Source organism: Cellulomonas cellasea, from assembly GCF_006538745.1.
Taxonomy (GTDB): domain Bacteria; phylum Actinomycetota; class Actinomycetes; order Actinomycetales; family Cellulomonadaceae; genus Cellulomonas_A; species Cellulomonas_A cellasea.
This window is the reverse complement of record NZ_BJLR01000019.1, coordinates 1-18,866: the sequence shown is the minus strand read 5'-3', so window position 1 is coordinate 18,866 and position 18,866 is coordinate 1. Positions and strand designations below refer to the sequence as shown.

18 protein-coding genes and 1 riboswitch are annotated in these 18,866 nt (G+C 75.1%); of the genes, 16 read left to right on the top strand and 2 right to left on the bottom strand.

Annotated elements, in window-relative coordinates:
• The first annotated feature begins 132 nt into the window (after positions 1–132).
• Positions 133–245, top strand: a riboswitch (TPP riboswitch).
• The 3 genes from thiM (at position 238) to thiD (ending at position 3,430) form a co-directional block, all read left to right on the top strand.
• Entirely contained in the window at positions 238–1,116 is an 879-nt protein-coding gene (gene thiM / locus CCE01nite_RS10775; protein WP_084142785.1) for a hydroxyethylthiazole kinase, read from the top strand. Its footprint overlaps the riboswitch before it by 8 nt.
• Positions 1,113–1,799: a thiamine phosphate synthase gene (locus CCE01nite_RS10770; protein WP_034631753.1), complete on the top strand. Its 687-nt coding sequence runs from the start codon at positions 1,113–1,115 to the stop codon at positions 1,797–1,799. Before thiM ends, CCE01nite_RS10770 begins: the two co-directional genes overlap by 4 nt.
• On the top strand, positions 1,760–3,430 hold the full coding sequence (gene thiD, locus CCE01nite_RS10765) for a bifunctional hydroxymethylpyrimidine kinase/phosphomethylpyrimidine kinase (protein WP_246056452.1): 1,671 nt from the start codon (positions 1,760–1,762) through the stop codon (positions 3,428–3,430). The genes CCE01nite_RS10770 and thiD overlap by 40 nt, the downstream gene beginning before the upstream one ends.
• A 78-nt stretch (positions 3,431–3,508) precedes the next feature.
• Here the strand turns inward: thiD and CCE01nite_RS10760 are convergent, their stop codons facing one another.
• Together CCE01nite_RS10760 and CCE01nite_RS10755 are read right to left on the bottom strand one after the other, a co-directional pair.
• Entirely contained in the window at positions 3,509–4,042 is a 534-nt protein-coding gene (locus tag CCE01nite_RS10760; protein WP_246056450.1) for a GNAT family N-acetyltransferase, read from the bottom strand.
• Entirely contained in the window at positions 4,039–5,058 is a 1,020-nt protein-coding gene (locus CCE01nite_RS10755; RefSeq protein ID WP_371861033.1) for a quinone oxidoreductase family protein, read from the bottom strand. The genes CCE01nite_RS10760 and CCE01nite_RS10755 overlap by 4 nt, the downstream gene beginning before the upstream one ends.
• A 125-nt stretch (positions 5,059–5,183) precedes the next feature.
• Here CCE01nite_RS10755 and CCE01nite_RS10750 point away from each other — a divergent pair, with 125 nt between their 5' ends.
• The 13 genes from CCE01nite_RS10750 (at position 5,184) to tyrS (ending at position 18,348) form a co-directional block, all read left to right on the top strand.
• Complete coding sequence (locus tag CCE01nite_RS10750; RefSeq protein ID WP_034631751.1) at positions 5,184–6,086, top strand: sulfurtransferase; 903 nt, start codon at positions 5,184–5,186, stop codon at positions 6,084–6,086.
• 48 nt (positions 6,087–6,134) lie between these two features.
• The gene (locus CCE01nite_RS10745; RefSeq protein WP_034631748.1) at positions 6,135–6,575 is read left to right on the top strand and encodes a SufE family protein; all 441 of its coding nucleotides are present in this window, start codon (positions 6,135–6,137) and stop codon (positions 6,573–6,575) included.
• A gap of 41 nt (positions 6,576–6,616) precedes the next feature.
• Positions 6,617–7,672, top strand: a complete 1,056-nt coding sequence (argC, locus tag CCE01nite_RS10740; RefSeq protein ID WP_211254574.1) for an N-acetyl-gamma-glutamyl-phosphate reductase — start codon at positions 6,617–6,619, stop codon at positions 7,670–7,672.
• Positions 7,669–8,886: a bifunctional glutamate N-acetyltransferase/amino-acid acetyltransferase ArgJ gene (gene argJ / locus CCE01nite_RS10735; protein WP_052104250.1), complete on the top strand. Its 1,218-nt coding sequence runs from the start codon at positions 7,669–7,671 to the stop codon at positions 8,884–8,886. The genes argC and argJ overlap by 4 nt, the downstream gene beginning before the upstream one ends.
• Entirely contained in the window at positions 8,883–9,932 is a 1,050-nt protein-coding gene (gene argB, locus CCE01nite_RS10730; protein ID WP_246056449.1) for an acetylglutamate kinase, read from the top strand. Before argJ ends, argB begins: the two co-directional genes overlap by 4 nt.
• A complete protein-coding gene (locus CCE01nite_RS10725) occupies positions 9,929–11,239 on the top strand; it encodes an acetylornithine transaminase (protein WP_034631744.1) in 1,311 nt (436 codons plus the stop codon). The genes argB and CCE01nite_RS10725 overlap by 4 nt, the downstream gene beginning before the upstream one ends.
• Before the next feature lies 1 nt (position 11,240).
• Positions 11,241–12,173, top strand: coding sequence for an ornithine carbamoyltransferase (gene argF / locus CCE01nite_RS10720; RefSeq protein WP_034631742.1), 933 nt, complete (start codon positions 11,241–11,243; stop codon positions 12,171–12,173).
• The gene (locus CCE01nite_RS10715; RefSeq protein ID WP_034631740.1) at positions 12,170–12,730 is read left to right on the top strand and encodes an arginine repressor; all 561 of its coding nucleotides are present in this window, start codon (positions 12,170–12,172) and stop codon (positions 12,728–12,730) included. The genes argF and CCE01nite_RS10715 overlap by 4 nt, the downstream gene beginning before the upstream one ends.
• Complete coding sequence (argG, locus tag CCE01nite_RS10710; protein ID WP_034631738.1) at positions 12,727–14,157, top strand: argininosuccinate synthase; 1,431 nt, start codon at positions 12,727–12,729, stop codon at positions 14,155–14,157. Before CCE01nite_RS10715 ends, argG begins: the two co-directional genes overlap by 4 nt.
• A gap of 82 nt (positions 14,158–14,239) precedes the next feature.
• Positions 14,240–15,634 carry an argininosuccinate lyase gene (gene argH, locus CCE01nite_RS10705; protein WP_034631758.1) on the top strand — a complete coding sequence of 465 codons (1,395 nt, stop codon included), beginning with the start codon at positions 14,240–14,242 and terminating at the stop codon, positions 15,632–15,634.
• Positions 15,631–16,323, top strand: a complete 693-nt coding sequence (locus CCE01nite_RS10700; protein WP_246056445.1) for a nucleoside/nucleotide kinase family protein — start codon at positions 15,631–15,633, stop codon at positions 16,321–16,323. The genes argH and CCE01nite_RS10700 overlap by 4 nt, the downstream gene beginning before the upstream one ends.
• A complete protein-coding gene (locus CCE01nite_RS10695; protein WP_034631736.1) occupies positions 16,320–17,021 on the top strand; it encodes a DNA-3-methyladenine glycosylase in 702 nt (233 codons plus the stop codon). Before CCE01nite_RS10700 ends, CCE01nite_RS10695 begins: the two co-directional genes overlap by 4 nt.
• A 64-nt stretch (positions 17,022–17,085) precedes the next feature.
• Complete coding sequence (gene tyrS, locus CCE01nite_RS10690; RefSeq protein ID WP_034631733.1) at positions 17,086–18,348, top strand: tyrosine--tRNA ligase; 1,263 nt, start codon at positions 17,086–17,088, stop codon at positions 18,346–18,348.
• Positions 18,349–18,866 lie beyond the last annotated feature (518 nt).

Here is an 18,866-nt window from a genome sequence, read left to right as displayed (position 1 = left end):
CAGCCGTGCCGGACGTCGAGGCCGCGACGACGCGCCCACGGCGGCGCACGACCGCGGCGCGCCCACGGCGACGCGCCCGTGACGGCGCGCAGAACGCTTCCGGCGCGGGGGCGTGTCCGAATAGGGTGATCCGCGAATGACACGGGGTGCTCGCGTACCGGCTGTGCCGGTGCGGGCGAGCTGAGATCACACCCGTCGAACCTGATCTAGTTCGTACTAGCGAAGGGATGTCATGAGATGACTCATGCGCCTGAGAACGACCTGCCCGGCTCCGCCGCGGAGCGTGACGCGCTCCTCGGGGCGGTGCACGAGGCCGCCACGCAGGTGCGAGAGCGCACACCGCTCGTGCAGTGCCTCACGAACGAGGTGACGGTCAACCTCGTGGCGAACGTGCTGCTCGCCGCGGGCGCGTCCCCGGCGATGGTCGCGACCCCCGGGGAGGCCGAGGAGCTCGCGCACGTCGCGGACGCGGTGCTGGTCAACCTCGGCACGATGGGTGCCGACCACCGGGCGTCGATCCGCTCGACGGTCGCCGCGGCGGAGGGCGCGCGCACGCCGTGGGTCCTCGACCCGGTCGCCGTCGGGGTGCTCTCGCTCCGCACCCGGCTCGCGGCGGAGATCCTCGTGCACACCCCGGCGGTGGTCCGGGGCAACGCGAGCGAGATCCGCGCGCTCGCCGGACTCGCGTCCGCGGGCCGCGGGGTCGACGCACGCGACGACGTCGACGACGCGCTCACGGCCGCCCTGGCGGTCGCCGGGCGAACTGGGGCGGTCGTAGCCGTCTCGGGGGAGACCGACCTCGTGACCGACGGCGTGACCGTCGTGCGGCTCACCGGCGGTGACCCGCTCCTGACCCTGATGACCGGGGGCGGGTGCGCGCTCGGCGGGCTCGTCGCCGCGACGACCGCCGTGGCCAGCCCGCTCGTCGCGGCGGTGACGGCGAGCGCCTGGTTCAACGCGGCGGCCAGCGACGCCGCCCTCGTGGCGAGCGGCCCCGGGTCGTTCGCGGCGGCGTTCGTCGACGCCGTGCACGCCCTGACCACTGACACGCTCGTCGAGCGCGCCGCCGCCGGTCTGCGCGTCGGCGCGCTGACCGCCACCGGGGCCCGCGCATGAGCGCCGCGCTGCCCCCCGGCCCGTACCTCGTGCTCGACGCCGGCGTGTGCGAGCAGGCGGGGCACGACCCCCTCGACGTGGTCGACGCCGCGGCGCACGCCGGGCTCGGCGTCGTGCAGCTGCGCGCCAAAGACCGCGACGTGCGGGCGCTGCTCGACCTCACGGTCGCGGCGGCGGGCCGGCTCACCCGGTTCGTCGGGCCGCCCGCGCTCGTGGTCGACGACCGGGTCGACGTCGTGCTCGCGGCCCGCCGCCGGGGCGCGCGCGTCGACGGCGTGCACCTCGGCCAGTCCGACCTGCCGGCCGTCGACGCCCGGCGCCTGCTCGGTGTCGGGACGCTGATCGGCGTCTCGGCCGCCCGGGACGAGGACGTCGACGCGGCGCTGCGGACCGGCGTCGTCGACTACCTCGGCGCCGGACCGGTGCGCGCGACGCCCACCAAGCCCGACGCCGCGGACCCGATCGGGCTCGACGGGCTCGCGGAGGTCGCGCGTCGGTCGACCCTGCCGGTCGTCGCGATCGGCGGGCTGACGGTCGAGGATGCCGAGCCGGTGCGCCTCGCGGGCGCCGTGGGTATGGCCGTGGTGTCCGCGGTGTGCGCGCACGCGGCGCCGTACGCGGCAGCGACGGAGCTCGTCGCCGCGTGGGCCCGCGCCCGGTCGCACGCCGCGAGCGCGTCGTGAGCGCGCCGCTCGGGGGAGCGCCCTCGCCGGCCGACGGGCCGGGCGGCCCCGACGCCGCTCCGGACCGGGTCCTCTTCGGTGCTCCGGGCGGACCGAGCCGTCCGCGCGTCCTGTCGGTCGCGGGCACGGACCCCACCGGCGGCGCGGGGATCCAGGCGGACCTCAAGTCGATCGCGGCGCACGGCGGGTACGGCATGGCCGTCGTCACCGCGCTCGTCGCGCAGAACACGCGCGGCGTGCGCGCGAGCCACGTGCCCAACCCGGCGTTCCTGCGCGCGCAGCTCGACGCGGTGAGCGACGACGTCACGGTCGACGCGCTGAAGATCGGCATGGTCGCCACGGAGGCCGTCGCGCGCGAGCTCGGCGCGTGGCTCGCGGTGCACCGGCCACCACACGTCGTCCTCGATCCGGTCATGGTCGCGACCAGCGGGGACCGGCTGCTCGACGGCGGCGCGGAGGACGCGGTGCGGTCGCTGCTCGCGCACGCCGACCTCGTGACCCCCAACCTGCCCGAGCTCGCGGTGCTGCTCGACGAGCCGGTCGCCGCGACGTGGGCCGAGGCGCTCGACCAGGGTGCCCGGCTCGCCCGCCGGCACGGTGTCGCGGTGCTGGTCAAGGGCGGGCACCTCGCGGGGGAGCCGGGCCGGAGCCCGGACGCCGTCGTCACCGTGGAGGGGACCGTCGAGATCGACGCAGCGCGCGTCGCGACCCTCCACACGCACGGCACGGGCTGCTCGCTGTCCGCGGCGGTCGCGACCCTGCGCCCGCAGCGCGACGACTGGGTCCCGGCGGTGCGCGAGGCCAAGGAGTGGCTCACGGGCGCGCTCCGGGCGGGTGCGGCGCTCCAGGTCGGCACGGGCAACGGGCCCGTCGACCACGCGCACCTCCAGGGCAGCGCACGCGCGTTCACGCACGGGGCGTGGGAGCAGGTCGCGGACCTGCGGGCCGCCTGCGACGAGCTCGTGTTCGTCCGCGGGCTCGCCGCCGGGACGCTCGAGCCCGCGCAGTTCGCGTTCTACCTCGCGCAGGACGCGCTGTACCTGCGCGAGTACTCGCGGGTCCTGGCGCGGGCGAGCGAGCTGGCCCCGGACCGGGAGGCGCAGGAGTTCTTCGCACGCGGAGCGCACCACTGCCTCGCGGTCGAGTCGGACCTGCACCGTCGGTGGCTCGGGCGCTACGGACCGACGCGCGCGGGCGACGCCGGGACGGGCGGCGCGGGCACAGGTGCTGCGGCGACGTCCCCCGTGACCGCGGCGTACACCGACCACCTGCGTGCGGTCGCGGCGAGCGGCTCGTACGCGGAGCTCGTCGCCGCGGTGCTGCCGTGCTACTGGCTCTACGCGGACATCGGCGCCCGCCTGCTCGCGCGCGCGGACCTCGACGGCCACCCGTACGCCGACTGGATCGCGACCTACGGCGACCCGGAGTTCGCGCGGGCGTCGGACCGGGCACGGGCGCTGACCGACGCCGCCGCCCGGTCGGTCGGCCCGGCCGAGCGGGCGCGCATGCTCGAGGCGTTCGTGCGCTCGTGCCGGCACGAGTGGCTGTTCTTCGCGCAGGGCACGTCGATGCCGTCCTGGCCCGCGCCGTCGCCCGCGGCCGCCGAGCCGGAGCCAGCGGGCGTGCGCTGACCCGCAGCGCCCGGGACCGCTGCACTCCCCGCACCGCCCGCTGCGGCGGTGCGGGGACGGCAGCCGCGGTCAGGCCGCTCAGGCCCCGCCGACCCCGCGCGCGAGCAGCGCGACCCGCATCGCGCCCCCGGACGTCACCTGCTCGCCCACCTGCGCGAACCCGAGCCGCCGGTGGAACGCGAGCGACCCGGGGTTGGGCGGGTCGAGGTTGACCTCGCACGTGACCTCGGCGAGCCCGGCGCGGACGGCCGCGGCGTCGACGGCGTCGTACAGCGCGCGGCCCACGCCCCGGCCGTGCCCGTGCGGCGCGACGACGATCCGGTCGACGTAGAGCGAGCCGGGCCGGTGCGCCTGGAACCACCGGTAGTTCTCGCTCGGGTACGCGGCGCCGGGCGCGAGCGCGAGGAGGAACGCGAGCGGTGCACCGGTCGCGGGGTCGTCGACCACGAGCGCGACGTCGCACGCGGGCAGGTGGGCGGCGAGGCCCGCGGCGCCGAGCGCGTTGACGGCCGGCACCGCGGCGTCGTTGAGCACCGCGAGCGCGGGCACGTCGTCGACGTGCGCGGCGCGGGGGAGCAGGGCGCCCTCGGGCGCCGGCGGGGGGAGGCTCACGGGACGAGGAGGACCTTGCCGGTCGTCGTGCGACCCTCGAGCGCGCGGTGCGCCGCGGCGGCATCGGCGAGCGGGAACGTCGCGCCGACGCGCACGTCGAGCGTGCCCGAGGCGACGGCGTCGAGCAGCTCGCCGGCCCGCCAGAGCAGCTCCTCGCGCGTCGCGGTGTAGTGGGCGAGGGTCGGGCGGGTCAGGAACAGCGACCCGGCGGCGTTGAGCCGCTGGGGGTCGAGCGGGGGGACGGGGCCGGACGAGGCGCCGAACAGCGCGAGACCCCCGAGCGGGCGCAGCGACGCGAGCGAGGCGTCGAACGTCGCGCGGCCCACGCCGTCGAACACCGTGTGCACGCCCGCGCCCCCGGTGAGCTCCCGGACACGCGCGGGCAGCTCGGTCGCGAGGTCGTCGAGCAGGTCGTACCGGATGACCTCGGCGGCCCCGGCGCCGCGCGCCAGGTCCTCCTTCTCGGCCGCGCCGACCGTGGCGATCACGCGGGCGCCCCGCGCGACGGCGAGCTGCGTCAGCAGCAGCCCCACGCCACCCGCGGCGGCGTGCACGAGGACGTCCTGGCCCGGGGTGACGGGGAACGTCGACGCGACGAGGTAGTGCGCGGTCATCCCCTGGAGCAGCAGCGCCGCGGCCGTCGTCAGGTCGACGCCCGCCGGCACCGGCACCGCGTGCTCGGTGTCGAGCAGCACCTGCTCGGCGTAGGACCCGGGCGCACCGGACGCCCACGCGACGCGGTCGCCCAGGTCGATCCGGGTGACGCCCTCGCCGAGGGCCTCGACCGTGCCCGCGCCCTCGCCGCCCACGACGTGCGGGAACGGGACCGGGTACAGCCCCGACCGCCGGTAGGTGTCGATGAAGTTCACGCCTGCGGCGGCGACGCGCACGCGCACCTGGCCGGGCCCGGGCTCGGGCGTGGGGAGCTCGACGAGCTCGAGGACCTCGGGGCCGCCGGCGCTGCCGGCCTGGATCGTCTGCACGCCGGGCGCAACGCCGCACGCCCGCCGGATCATCCGCGGCGGACACGGCGTCTCACGATGTGTGCACCTCGCGGTCCCGCCTTGACGTGCGGCGCGCCCCGCTCGCAGGCTCAGCCCCGCGGGGTCCGACGGGGGCTCCACGGCGGACGGAGCTCGGCATGACGGTGGAGATCGACACGACGTCGGAGAAGCTCGCGCAGTACGCGCACCCGGAGCGTCTCGTGACGACCCAGTGGCTCGCCGACCACCTCGGCACCGAGGGTCTCGTGGTCGTCGAGTCGGACGAGGACGTGCTGCTGTACGAGACCGGGCACATCCCGGGCGCGGTCAAGATCGACTGGCACACGGACCTCAACGACGCCGACGTGCGCGACTACGTCGACGGCGAGCGCCTCGCGCAGCTGCTCGGCTCGAAGGGCATCGGGCGCGACACGACCGTCGTGATCTACGGCGACAAGAACAACTGGTGGGCGGCCTACACGCTGTGGGTCCTGTCCCTGTTCGGCCACGAGGACGTGCGCCTGCTCGACGGCGGCCGCAACACGTGGATCGCCGAGGGCCGCGAGATCACGACCGAGGTCCCGACGCCGACGCCGGTCGAGTACCCGGTCGTCGACCGTGACGACCGCACGCTGCGCGCGTTCAAGGAAGACGTCCTCGCGCACCTCGGGAACCCGATCGTCGACATCCGCTCCCCGAAGGAGTACACCGGCGAGCTCGCGCACATGCCCGACTACCCCAACGAGGGTGCGCTGCGCACGGGCCACATCCCGACCGCACGCAACGTCCCGTGGGCCACGGCGGTCGCGGCGGACGGCACGTACAAGTCGCGCGCCGAGCTCGAGGCGATCTATCAGGACGGCGGCCTCGGCCTGACCGCGGACGACCAGGTCATCACGTACTGCCGGATCGGCGAGCGGTCGAGCCACACGTGGTTCGCGCTCAAGCACCTGCTGGGCCTGGACGACGTCCGCAACTACGACGGCTCGTGGACCGAGTGGGGCAACTCGGTGCGCGTCCCGATCGTCAAGGGCGAGGAGCCGGGGAGCCTCCCGGCGTGACGAACGCAGCCTGCCGGGCGGTCCGGAGAAGGTGGGAGGATCGGTCCCATGGCTGAGTCCCGCGTCCCCGAGGCCTTCGCGCGGATCCGCGAGGAGTTCCTCGCCGTCCCGCAGCCGGACCGCCTGCAGCTGCTGCTCGAGTTCTCCCGCGAGCTGCCCGAGCTCCCGGAGCGGTACGCGTCGCAGCCGGGGCTGCTCGAGCGCGTGGAGGAGTGCCAGTCGCCCGTGCGCGCGTTCTCGGAGGTCGACGCCGACGGGATCGTGCACTTCTACGCGTCCGCGCCGCCCGAGGCACCGACGACGCGGGGCTTCGCGGCGATCCTCGCGGAGGGCCTCGAGGGTCTGACGGCGGACGAGGTGCTCGCGCTGCCCGACGACTACCCGTTCACGATCGGCCTCACCGAGGCGGTCAGCCCGCTACGGCTGCGGGGGATGACGGGGATGCTCGAGCGGACCAAGCGGCAGGTGCGGGAGCAGGTCGGCGCGTAGCCCGTCGCAGTGAGTATGCACTTGGGTGTATGGTCATGCACATGACGTTCACCGTGGCGGTCGCCGGCGCGAGCGGGTACGCGGGCGGGGAGATGCTCCGCCTGCTGCTCGACCACCCCGAGGCCGAGATCCGCACGGTCACGGCGCACTCCAACGCCGGGACCCGCCTGGGCGAGCACCAGCCGCACCTGCGCCGGCTCGCCGACCGCGTGCTCGCGCCGACCGAGGTCGAGCACCTCGCGGGGCACGACGTCGTCGTCCTCGCGCTGCCGCACGGCGCGTCCGGGGCGGTCGCGGCCGAGCTCGGGGACGCGGCGCTCGTCGTCGACCTGGGCGCCGACCACCGGCTCGTCGACCCCGCCGCGTGGGAGGCGTTCTACGGCAACCCGCACGCCGGCACCTGGCCGTACGGGCTGCCCGAGCTGCTGCACGCGGGGGAGCGGACGCCCGCCGCCCAGCGCGCGGCGCTCGCGGGCACCCGGCGCATCGCGGTTCCCGGCTGCAACGTCACCGCCGTCACGCTCGGCCTCCAGCCGGGGGTCGCCGCCGGGCTGGTCGAGCCGACCGACCTCGTCGCGGTGCTCGCCAACGGCTACTCGGGCGCGGGGAAGTCGCTCAAGACCCACCTGCTCGCGAGCGAGGCCCTCGGTGCGGCCCAGCCGTACGCGGTCGGCGGCACGCACCGGCACATCCCCGAGATCGAGCAGAACCTCGGCGTCGCGGGCGCGGGGGCCGTGAGCATCTCGTTCACCCCGACGCTCGTCCCGATGGCGCGCGGGATCCTCGCGACCGCGACCGCCCGGCTCGTGCCCGGCACCGACCCGGCGTCGGTCCGCGCCGCCTGGGAGGACGCGTACCGGGACGAGCCGTTCGTGCACCTGCTGCCCGAGGGCCAGTGGCCGACGACCGCCGCGACGCTCGGCGCGAACACCGCGCTCGTCCAGGTCGCGGTCGACGAGCGCGCGGGCCGCGTCGTGACCGTCACCGCGATCGACAACCTCGTCAAGGGGACCGCCGGCGCTGCCGTGCAGTCCCTCAACCTCGCGCTCGGCCTCCCCGAGACGCTCGGCCTCCCGCTGGACGGAGTCGCCCCGTGAGCACCGCACCCGAGACCCCCGCGACGACCACCCCGTCGCCCGGCGTGACCGCCGCCGCCGGCTTCCGCGCCACGGGCGTGACCGCCGGGCTCAAGGCGTCGGGCCGCCCGGACCTCGCGCTCGTCGTCAACGACGGACCGTCGCAGGTCGCGGCCGCGGTGTTCACGTCGAACCGCGTCGTCGGCGCGCCGGTCGTGTGGTCGCGGCAGGCGGTGTCCGACGGGATCGCGAGCGCCGTGGTGCTCAACTCGGGCGGCGCGAACGTGTGCACCGGGCCCGAGGGCTTCCAGGACGTGCACGCGACGGCCGAGAAGGTCGCGGAGGTGCTCGGGGTCTCGTCGGGCGACGTGCTCGTCGCCTCGACCGGGCTCATCGGCGAGCGGCTCCCGCGCGAGAAGCTCCTCGCGGGCGTCGAGGCCGCCGGCCCCGCGCTGTCGGCGGACGGCGGACCGGACGCCTCCGTCGCGATCATGACGACCGACACCGTCCCGAAGACCGCGCACGTGACGGTCGAGACGCCGTCGGGCAGCTGGACGGTCGGCGGGATGGCCAAGGGCGCCGGGATGCTGGCCCCCGCGCTCGCGACGATGCTGTGCGTGATCACCACGGACGCCGACGTCGACGCGGCCACCGCCGACTCCGCCCTGCGCGCCGCGACGGGCACGACGCTCGACCGCATCGACTCCGACGGCTGCATGTCGACGTCCGACACCGTCGCGCTGCTGGTCTCGGGCGCGAGCGGCGTCGCCCCCGACCCGGCCGAGTTCGCCGAGGCCGTGCGCGAGGTCTGCGCGCGCCTCGCCCGGGCGCTGGTCGCGGACTGCGAGGGTGCGACGCACGACGTCGAGGTCACCGTCGTCAACGCCGAGACCGAGGACGCCGCGGTCGCCGTGGCGCGGGCCGTGACCCGCTCCAACCTCGTGAAGACCGCGATCTTCGGCAACGACCCGAACTGGGGCCGGATCCTCGCCCAGGTCGGGACCGTCCCGGTCGAGGTCGCGGCGTACGACCCCGCGCAGCTCGACGTGACGTTCAACGGCGTCCAGGTCTGCCGCGCCGGCGGCGCCTACGAGGACCGCTCGAAGGTCGACCTCGCCTCGCAGCGGGAGGTGCACGTCGTCATCGACCTGCACGCCGGCGACGCGTCCGCGACGGTCTGGACCAACGACCTCTCGCACGACTACGTCCACGAGAACAGCGCGTACTCCACATGAGCGAGAGCGACGTGACCCCCAGCAGCACCGACGCGAGCACGGACGAGCCCACGGAGCCCTCAGTGAGCGACGACTTCGTCTTCAACACCCGCACCGACCTGCGCGCGGACCAGAAGGCCGAGGTCCTCATCGAGGCCCTCCCGTGGCTGCAGCGCTTCAAGGGCGCGCTCGTCGTCGTCAAGTACGGCGGCAACGCGATGATCGACGACGACCTCAAGCGGGCGTTCGCCGAGGACATGGTCTTCCTGCACCAGGTCGGGCTCCGGCCCGTCGTCGTGCACGGCGGCGGCCCGCAGATCAACGCGATGCTCGACCGGCTCGGCATCGAGAGCGAGTTCCGCGGCGGGCTGCGGGTCACGACCCCCGAGGCGATGGACGTCGTCCGCATGGTCCTCACGGGCCAGGTCTCGCGCGAGCTCGTCGGGCTGCTGAACGCGCATGGGCCCTACGCGGTCGGGCTGTCCGGCGAGGACGGCGGGCTGCTGCGCGCCCGGCGCCGGCACGCCGTCGTCGACGGCGAGAGCGTCGACATCGGGCTCGTGGGCGACGTCGTCGAGGTCAACCCCAGCGCGGTCCTCGACCTGCTCGACGCGGGCCGCATCCCCGTCGTGTCGACCGTGGCCCCCGACCTCGAGGACCCTACGCAGGTCCTCAACGTCAACGCGGACACCGCGGCGGCGGCGCTCGCGGTCGCGCTCGGCGCGCGCAAGCTCATCGTGCTGACCGACGTCGAGGGCCTCTACACGAGCTGGCCGGACCGCGGCTCGCTCGTGCGCCGCATCCGGTCGAGCGCGCTCGCCGAGCTGCTGCCGACGCTCGACGCCGGCATGCGGCCCAAGATGGAGGCGTGCTGGCGGGCCGTCGAGGGCGGGGTCGGACGGGCGCACGTGATCGACGGGCGCGCCGCGCACTCGATCCTCGTCGAGGTCTTCACGTCCGACGGCGTCGGCACGATGGTGCTGCCCGACGACGAGCCGGTCCCGTCCCCGTTCACGGGCGAGATCCCGGCGGTCGACGAGGCCGCGATCCGGGGGGCGCGGGCATGAGCGGCACGAGTGGCACGAGCGGCACCGACGTGACGCAGCGCGCAGGCACGGCCGTCGGCGCAGGCACGGGCGACCTCGTCGCCCCCGACTCGGGCGCGCACTGGACGCAGCGGTACTCCGCGGCGGTCATGGACACGTTCGGCCCGCCGCAGCGCGTGCTCGTGCGCGGCGACGGCGCCTACGTGTGGGACGCCGACGGCAAGCGGTACCTCGACCTGCTCGCGGGCATCGCGGTCAACGCGCTCGGCCACGCGCACCCGACGCTGACGGCGGCGATCTCCGCGCAGCTCGGCACGCTCGGCCACGTGTCGAACTTCTTCGCGACGCCCACGCAGGTCGCGCTCGCGGAGCGGCTGCTCGACCTCGCGCGCGCGCCGCACGGCTCGCGGGTGTTCTTCACGAACTCGGGGACCGAGGCCAACGAGGCGCTCGTGAAGATGACGCGCCGCACCGGCCGCCCGCGCATCCTCGCGCTCGAGGGGTCCTTCCACGGCCGGAGCATGGGGGCGCTCGCGCTGACCCACAAGCCGGCCTACCGCGAGCCGTTCGAGCCGCTGCCCGGCGGCGTGGAGTTCCTCCCGTTCGGCGACACCGACGCGCTGCGGGCGGCCTTCGCCCCGGAGAACGGCGGGGGAGCGGACGTCGCGGCGCTCGTGCTCGAGCCGATCCAGGGCGAGGCCGGCGTGCGGCCGCTGCCCGCCGGCTACCTTGCGCTCGCCCGCGAGCTCACGTCGGCCGCGGGGGCGCTGCTCGCGCTCGACGAGGTGCAGACGGGCATGGGCCGCACCGGCGCCTGGCTCGCGCACCACCACGACCACCTCGGCGGCGGGATCGTCCCGGACGTCGTCACGCTCGCCAAGGGTCTCGGCGGCGGCTTCCCGATCGGCGCGGTCGTCGCGTACGGCGAGCGGGCGGCGACGCTGCTGGGCCGCGGGCAGCACGGCACGACGTTCGGCGGCAACCCGGTCGCCGCGGCGGCAGGGCTCGCCACGATCGGCGTGATCGAGCGCGACGGCCTGCTCGCGAACGTTCGTGACGTCGGCGCCGGGCTCCGCGCGTCGGTGACCGCGCTCGGCCACCCGCTCGTCGCGCAGGTGCGCGGCGAGGGCCTCCTGATCGCGATCGAGCTGGCCCGCCCCGTGGCGGCCGACGTCGCCGCGCAGGCGCTCGCGGCCGGGATCATCGTGAACCCGTGCACGCCGACGACGCTGCGGATCGCGCCGCCGCTGATCCTCACCGCGGGCCAGGGCCAGCAGCTCGTCGACTTCCTCGCGGGCCTCCCGCGCGACCTCGGACCGGAGGCCTGAGATGGTGCGGCACTTCCTGCGCGACGACGACCTGAGCCCCCGCGAGCAGCGCGAGGTCCTCGAGCTCGCGCTCGCCTTCCGCGACGACCGGTTCATCCGGACCCCGCTCGCCGGCCCCCGGGCGGTCGCGCTCGTGTTCGACAAGCACTCGACGCGCACGCGCGTGTCGTTCTCCGTCGGCGTCGCGGAGCTCGGCGGTTACCCGCTGCTCCTGGACTCCGGGACGTCGCAGCTCGAGCGCGGCGAGCCGATCGAGGACACCGCGCGCGTGCTGGACCGCCAGTGCGCGGCGATCGTCTGGCGCACGTCCGCGCAGAGCCGCATCGACGCGATGGCGAGCGCCTCCGGCGTGCCCGTCGTCAACGCCCTCACGGACGAGTTCCACCCGTGCCAGGTGCTCGCCGACCTCATGACGGTCGCGCAGCTGCGCGGTGGGGTCGGCGCGCTCGCCGGGAAGACGCTGGCCTACCTCGGCGACGGCGCGAACAACATGGCGCACTCCTACCTGCTCGGCGGCGCGACCGCCGGCCTGCACGTGCGGGTCGCCGCGCCGGCCGGGTACCTGCCCGACGCGGCCGTGCTGGCCGACGCCGAGCGCATCGCGGCGGGCACGGGCGGCTCGGTCCTCGTGACGCACGACCCCGCGGTCGCCGTCGCCGGCGCCGACGTCCTCGCCACGGACACGTGGGTGTCGATGGGGCACGAGACCACCGCGGACGCCCGTGCGGAACCGTTCGTGCCGTTCCAGGTGAACGCCGCGTCGCTCGCCGCCGCCGCCCCGGACGCGATCGTGCTGCACTGCCTCCCGGCGTACCGCGGCAAGGAGATCACCGCCGAGGTGCTCGACGGCCCGCAGTCGGCGGTCTGGGACGAGGCCGAGAACCGCCTGCATGCCCAGAAGGCGCTCCTGACGTGGCTCCTGGAGCGGGCATGAGCCCCGGCACCGGTGCGGGGACCGCCGGCGCCACCGCCCCGCCGACCAAGGCGGCCCGCCACGCGCTGATCACGGGTCTGCTCGGGCGCCGGCCCGTCCACTCGCAGTCCGAGCTCGCCGAGGCGCTGGCGCGCGAGGGCGTCTCCGTGACCCAGGCGACGCTGTCGCGCGACCTGGTCGAGCTCCGCGCCACCAAGGTCCGCACACCGTCGGGGTCGCTCGTCTACGTCGTGCCGGCCGAGGGCGGCACCCGCGCGCCGGCGCCCGTGGCCGACGCGGAGATGCTCGCGGCACGGCTCGCGCGGCTGTGCGCCGAGCTCGTCGTGACGGCCGAGGCGTCCGGCAACCTCGTCGTCCTGCGCACCCCGCCGGGCGCCGCGCAGTTCCTCGCCTCGGCCATCGACCACTCGGTGATGCCGGGCGTGATGGGCACCATCGCCGGTGACGACACCGTCCTGGTCATCAGCAGCGACCCGGGCGGCGGCCAGGTCGTCGCCCAGCGGTTCCTCGACCTCGCGGCTGGCCGCGACGACGCACGAGAGAAGGAAGACACGTGAGCAAGGTTCTGACTCAGCTGCCCGTGGGCGAGCGCGTGGGGATCGCCTTCTCGGGCGGTCTGGACACGTCGGTCGCGGTGGCCTGGATGCGTCACCACGGCGCGATCCCGTGCACCTACACGGCGGACCTCGGCCAGTACGACGAGCCCGAGATCGACCAGGTGCCCGACCGCGCGCTCATGTACGGCGCGGAGCTCTCGCGGGCGGTCGACTGCAAGGGCGCGCTGGTCGAGGAGGGCCTGGCCGCGCTGGCGTGCGGCGCGTTCCACATCCGCAGCGGCGGCCGGTCGTACTTCAACACCACGCCGCTGGGCCGTGCCGTGACCGGCACGCTGCTCGTGCGCGCGATGCAGTCCGACGGCGTCGAGATCTGGGGCGACGGCTCGACGTTCAAGGGCAACGACATCGAGCGGTTCTACCGCTACGGGCTGCTGGCGAACCCGTCGCTGCGGATCTACAAGCCGTGGCTCGACAAGGACTTCGTGTCCGAGCTCGGCGGGCGCGCGGAGATGAGCCAGTTCCTCGTCGAGCACGAGCTGCCGTACCGGGACAGCGCCGAGAAGGCGTACTCGACCGACGCCAACATCTGGGGCGCCACGCACGAGGCCAAGACGCTCGAGCAGCTGGACGTCTCGCTCGAGCTGGTCCAGCCGATCATGGGCGTGCGGTTCTGGGACCCCGCGGTGGAGATCGAGACCGAGGACGTGACCATCGGCTTCGAGCGCGGGCGGCCGACGACGATCAACGGCGTGCGGTACGACGACCCGGTCGCGCTGGTCCGCGAGGCCAACGCGGTCGGCGGGCGGCACGGGCTCGGCATGTCCGACCAGATCGAGAACCGGATCATCGAGGCGAAGTCGCGCGGCGTCTACGAGGCCCCCGGCATGGCGCTGCTGTTCGTCGCGTACGAGCGGCTCGTCAACGCCATCCACAACGAGGACACCATCGCGAGCTACCACGCCGAGGGGCGCCGGCTCGGCCGCCTGCTCTACGAGGGTCGCTGGCTCGACCCCCAGGCGCTCATGATCCGCGAGTCGATCCAGCGCTGGATCGCGTCGGTCGTCACGGGCGAGGTCACGCTGCGCCTGCGCCGGGGCGAGGACTACACGGTCCTGCGCACCGACGGCCCCGCGCTGTCTTACCACCCCGACAAGCTCTCGATGGAGCGCACCGAGTCGGCCGCCTTCGGCCCGACGGACCGGATCGGCCAGCTGACGATGCGCAACCTCGACATCGCCGACTCCCGGGCCAAGCTCGAGCTGTACGCGCAGCAGCCGGTCGACCAGGGCCAGGTCCTGGTCGAGAACGGCACGCTGTTCGGCGCCCTGCCCACCGGCGGAGCCGACGTCATCACGGACAACCCGTCGGTGCTCGGTGACGAGGAGCTGGCGCTCGAGAGCGCCGCGATGGAAATCGGGACGGACTGAGGTGGCGAGCACGGACGGCACGCAGCCGGGCGCGCTCGCGGCAGGCGCCGGGGGCGGCGGGACCGTCGCCGGGCAGGCGCCCGTGAGCCTGTGGGGCGGCCGGTTCGCCGGCGGACCCGCACGGGCGCTCGCGGCGCTGTCGCAGTCGACGCACTTCGACTGGCGGCTCGCCCGGCACGACATCGCCGGCTCGGTCGCGCACGCCCGCGTGCTGCACCGCGCGGGCCTGCTCGACGACGCCGAGCTGGCCACGATGCTCGACGGGCTCTCGCGCCTGCACGACGACGTCGCGAGCGGGGCGTTCCTGCCGGTGCTCGCGGACGAGGACGTGCACACCGCGCTCGAGCGCGGGCTGATCGAGCGTGCGGGCCCGGAGGTCGGCGGCAAGCTGCGCGCCGGGCGCTCGCGCAACGACCAGATCGCGACGCTCGTGCGCGTGTACCTCCGCGAGGAGGCGCGGCAGGTCGGCGGGCTCGTGCTCGACGTGGTCGACGCCGTCCTGGAGCAGGCGCGGGCGGCGGGCGACGCCCCGATGCCCGGACGCACGCACCTGCAGCACGCGCAGCCGGTGCTGCTCGCCCACCACCTGCTCGCGCACGCCTGGCCGCTGCTGCGCGACGTCGAGCGCTGGGTCGACTGGGACGCGCGCGCGGCCCGCTCACCGTACGGCTCGGGAGCGCTCGCGGGCTCCTCGCTCGGGCTCGACCCCGCGGCGGTCGCCGCCGAGCTCGGGTTCGACGGCCCCGTCGAGAACTCGATCGACGGCACGGCGTCGCGCGACGTCGTCGCGGAGTTCGCCTTCGTCGCCGCGATGACGGGCGTCGACCTGTCCCGGTTCGCCGAGGAGATCATCCTGTGGGCGACCAAGGAGTTCGGCTTCGTCCGCCTCGACGACGCCTACTCGACCGGGTCGAGCATCATGCCGCAGAAGAAGAACCCGGACATCGCCGAGCTCGCGCGCGGCAAGGCAGGGCGTCTCGTCGGCGACCTCACCGGGCTCCTCACGACGCTCAAGGGACTCCCGCTCGCGTACAACCGCGACCTGCAGGAGGACAAGGAGCCGGTGTTCGACCAGGTCGACACGCTCTCGGTCCTCCTGCCGGCGTTCGCGGGCATGGTCGCCACGCTCACGTTCGACACCGACCGGCTCGCCGAGCTCGCGCCGCAGGGCTTCTCGCTCGCGACCGACATCGCGGAGTGGCTCGTCCGCGAGGGCGTCCCGTTCCGCGTCGCGCACGAGGTCGCGGGCGCCTGCGTCCGGGTCTGCGAGCAGCGCGGCATCGAGCTGTGGGACCTCAGCGAGGACGACCTCGCCGGCATCTCGGAGCACCTCACCCCGGGTGTCCGCTCGGTGCTGACCGTCGAGGGCTCGCTCGCGTCCCGCTCGGCGACGGGCGGCACCGCGCCGGTCCGGGTCGCCGAGCAGCTCGTGCGCGCACGCGACCGTTCCGCGGAGCTGCGCGCCTGGACGTCGTGACCCACGTGGAGGTCCCGGGCCCGCACCGGCCCGGGACCGACGCGGCGCGCACGGGCGCAGGTCGGCCGGCCACCGACGCGGCCGGGTCGGACGACGACGCGGCGTCGACCGGGGCCCCGCCGGCAGCCGCCGGCGTCGCCGACCTCGCCCTCGACCGCGCCGCACGCCTGGGTCCGGTCCGCCTCGTGTGCGTCGACGGCCCGGCGGGCTCGGGCAAGTCGACCTTCGCCGCCGCGCTCGTCGCGCACCTCGCGGACCGTGGGGTGCCCGCCGCCGTCCTGCACCTCGACGACGTCTACGCCGGCTGGTCGGGCCTCGACGGCGACCTGGCCCCGCGCCTGTCCGCGCAGGTCCTCGAACCGTTGCGCCGCGGCCGCGCCGGTCGCTACCAGCGCTACGACTGGCCGCGCGGCGAGTTCGCCGACTGGGTCGACGTCCCCGTCCCGCAGGTGCTGGTCATCGAGGGCTGCGGCGCCGGTCGACGGGCCGTCGCGGCGGACGCGGTCGTGCTCGTGTGGGTCGAGGCGCCCGCGACGCTGCGGCTCGAGCGCGGCCTCGAGCGGGACGGTGCGGCGATGCGCCCGCAGTGGGAGCAGTGGATGCACGACGAGCAGGTCCACTTCCGTCGCGAGCGCACCGCGGACCGCGCGGACGTCCGGCTCGACGCGTACGGCAGGATGGTCGGGTGAGCACAGCACCGGGCACGAGCGACGGCGTGGGGATCGTCCCCGCGCGCGTCTGGTACGCCCGCGACGTGCTCGCGGTGGCCCGCGACCTGCTCGGCGCCCACATCACGACCCGCTCGCCCGAGGGCGACGTGACGATCCGGCTCACCGAGGTCGAGGCCTACGGCGGCGCCGACGACCCGGGCTCGCACGCCTTCCGGGGCCGCACGGCGCGCAACGCGACGATGTTCGCGGAGCCGGGTCGGCTCTACGTGTACCGCCACCTCGGCCTGCACCACTGCGTCAACGTCGTCACGGGCCCGAGCGGGCAGCCGGCGGCGGTCCTCCTGCGGGCCGGGGAGGTCGTCGAGGGCGCCGACCTGGCGCGTGCCCGCCGTGAGAGCAAGGGCGTCGTCGACTCCGAGCGCTCGCTGGCGCGCGGACCGGCTCGCCTCGCCGTCGCGCTCGGCCTCGACCTGGCGGCCAACGGCGCCGACGTGACCGAGCGGGGCGGCGCGGTCCTCGTGCACCGCCACGAGGGCCTGCTGTTCCCGGCGCTCGCGACCGGACCCCGCGTCGGCGTCGGGGGAGACGGCGCCGACCCCTCCCGCTTCCCGTGGCGCCTGTGGCTGTCGGGCGAGCGCACGGTCTCCGCCTACCGCCCCGCGTATCGGTCGCCGGCGTCGGTGAGCAGCCCGCCCAGCGGGACGACGTCGGCCTGATCCGTCGCGAGCGCGCCCCACGGCCCGCCGCGCCCCCCTCGACGCGCATCCCCAAGGAGCACCCGTGAACCACGTCCTCGACGAGCTCGCCTGGCGCGGCCTCGTCGCCCAGACCACCGACCTCGACGCCCTGCGCACGGCCCTCGACGCCGGCCCCGTGAACCTGTACTGCGGGTTCGACCCCACCGCGCCGAGCCTGCACATCGGCAACCTCGTGCAGATCCTCACGATCCGTCGCCTCCAGCGCGCCGGCCACCGGCCGTTCGCCCTCGTCGGCGGGGCGACGGGCCTGATCGGCGACCCGAAGATGACGGGGGAGCGCACGCTCAACCCCCGCGAGGTGGTCGCCGGCTGGGTCGAGCGCATCCGCCTGCAGATCGAGCCGCTGCTCGACTTCGACGGCCCGCACGCCGCGACGATGGTCAACAACCTCGACTGGACGGCGCAGCTGTCCGCGATCGACCTGCTCCGGGACATCGGCCAGCACTACCGGCTCGGCACGATGCTCGCCAAGGACACCGTGGCCCGGCGCCTGAACAGCGAGCAGGGCATCAGCTTCACGGAGTTCAGCTACCAGGTGCTCCAGGGCATGGACTTCCTCGAGCTATACCGCCGGCACGGGGTGAGCCTCCAGACCGGCGGCAGCGACCAGTGGGGCAACCTCCTCTCGGGGGTCGAGCTCGTCCGCAAGGCCGAGGGGGTCGGCGTGCACGCGCTGACGACCCCGCTCATCACGAAGGCCGACGGCACGAAGTTCGGCAAGACCGAGTCGGGGACGGTGTGGCTCGACCCCGAGCTCACGAGCCCGTACGCCTTCTTCCAGTTCTGGCTCAACGCCGACGACGCCGACGTGGTCCGCTACCTCAAGGTGTTCTCGTTCCGCAGCCGCGAGGGGATCGAGGACCTCGAGCGGGCGGTCGCCGAGCGGCCGGCGGCGCGCGAGGCCCAGCGTGCGCTCGCGCACGAGGTGACGTCGCTCGTCCACGGCACCGAGGCGGCGGACAAGGTCGTGTCCGCGAGCCAGGCGCTGTTCGGCCGGGGCGACCTGGCCACGCTCGACGAGGCGACGCTCGCGGCAGCCGTCGCGGAGCTGCCGTCGGCCCCGGTGCGGGCGGGCGACCTCGTGGTCGACGTCCTCGCGGCGTCGGGCATCGTCGCGAGCAAGGCGGCCGCGCGCCGGGCGATCGCGGAGGGCGGCGCGTCGGTCAACAACGTCAAGGTGACCGACGAGGCCGCCACGGTCTCGGACGCCGACCTGCTGCACGGTCGCTGGGCCGTGCTCCGTCGGGGCAAGCGGACTCTGGCCGTGGCGGACGCCCGGGTCTGACCCTCGTGCGGCCGGCGGGCCGTGGTGCCCGGCGACCAGCCGGCGCCACGGCCCGCCGCCGTCTACGGGAGCTCAGCAGGGGCCGCTGAACGCGAGCCGGGACAACCCGGAGGGCCACCCGTGCCTGCACGGAAGGGCCGTCACTGCTCCGCACGGGTGTCGTCCGCGTCACGTCGGACCCGCCAGCGGCGCTATCGGCCCAGGTCAGCGCCCTGAAGACGCTGACGACTCGGCCGGCGGGCGGCCCGGAGGCGACGTCCGCGAGGACCGGAGTTGACGGTCCGGGAAACGTCCGCGTAATGTTCTGGATGTCGCCCGGCAGGGAGGAACGGACACCAGGGAGGATCCTGGTGGCTGGTCCCACCGAGGTGGCCACCCCCAAGCAGTGACATCAGGCGCTTCTGGCGCCGGGTGAGACACGCTCGGGACGAGCTAGACTCTCTCCGGTCCGGACGGCCCCATCAAGGGCGTCCACGATCACCCCGAACAGGGTGGTCACGCAGAGGGAAAAGTTCAGG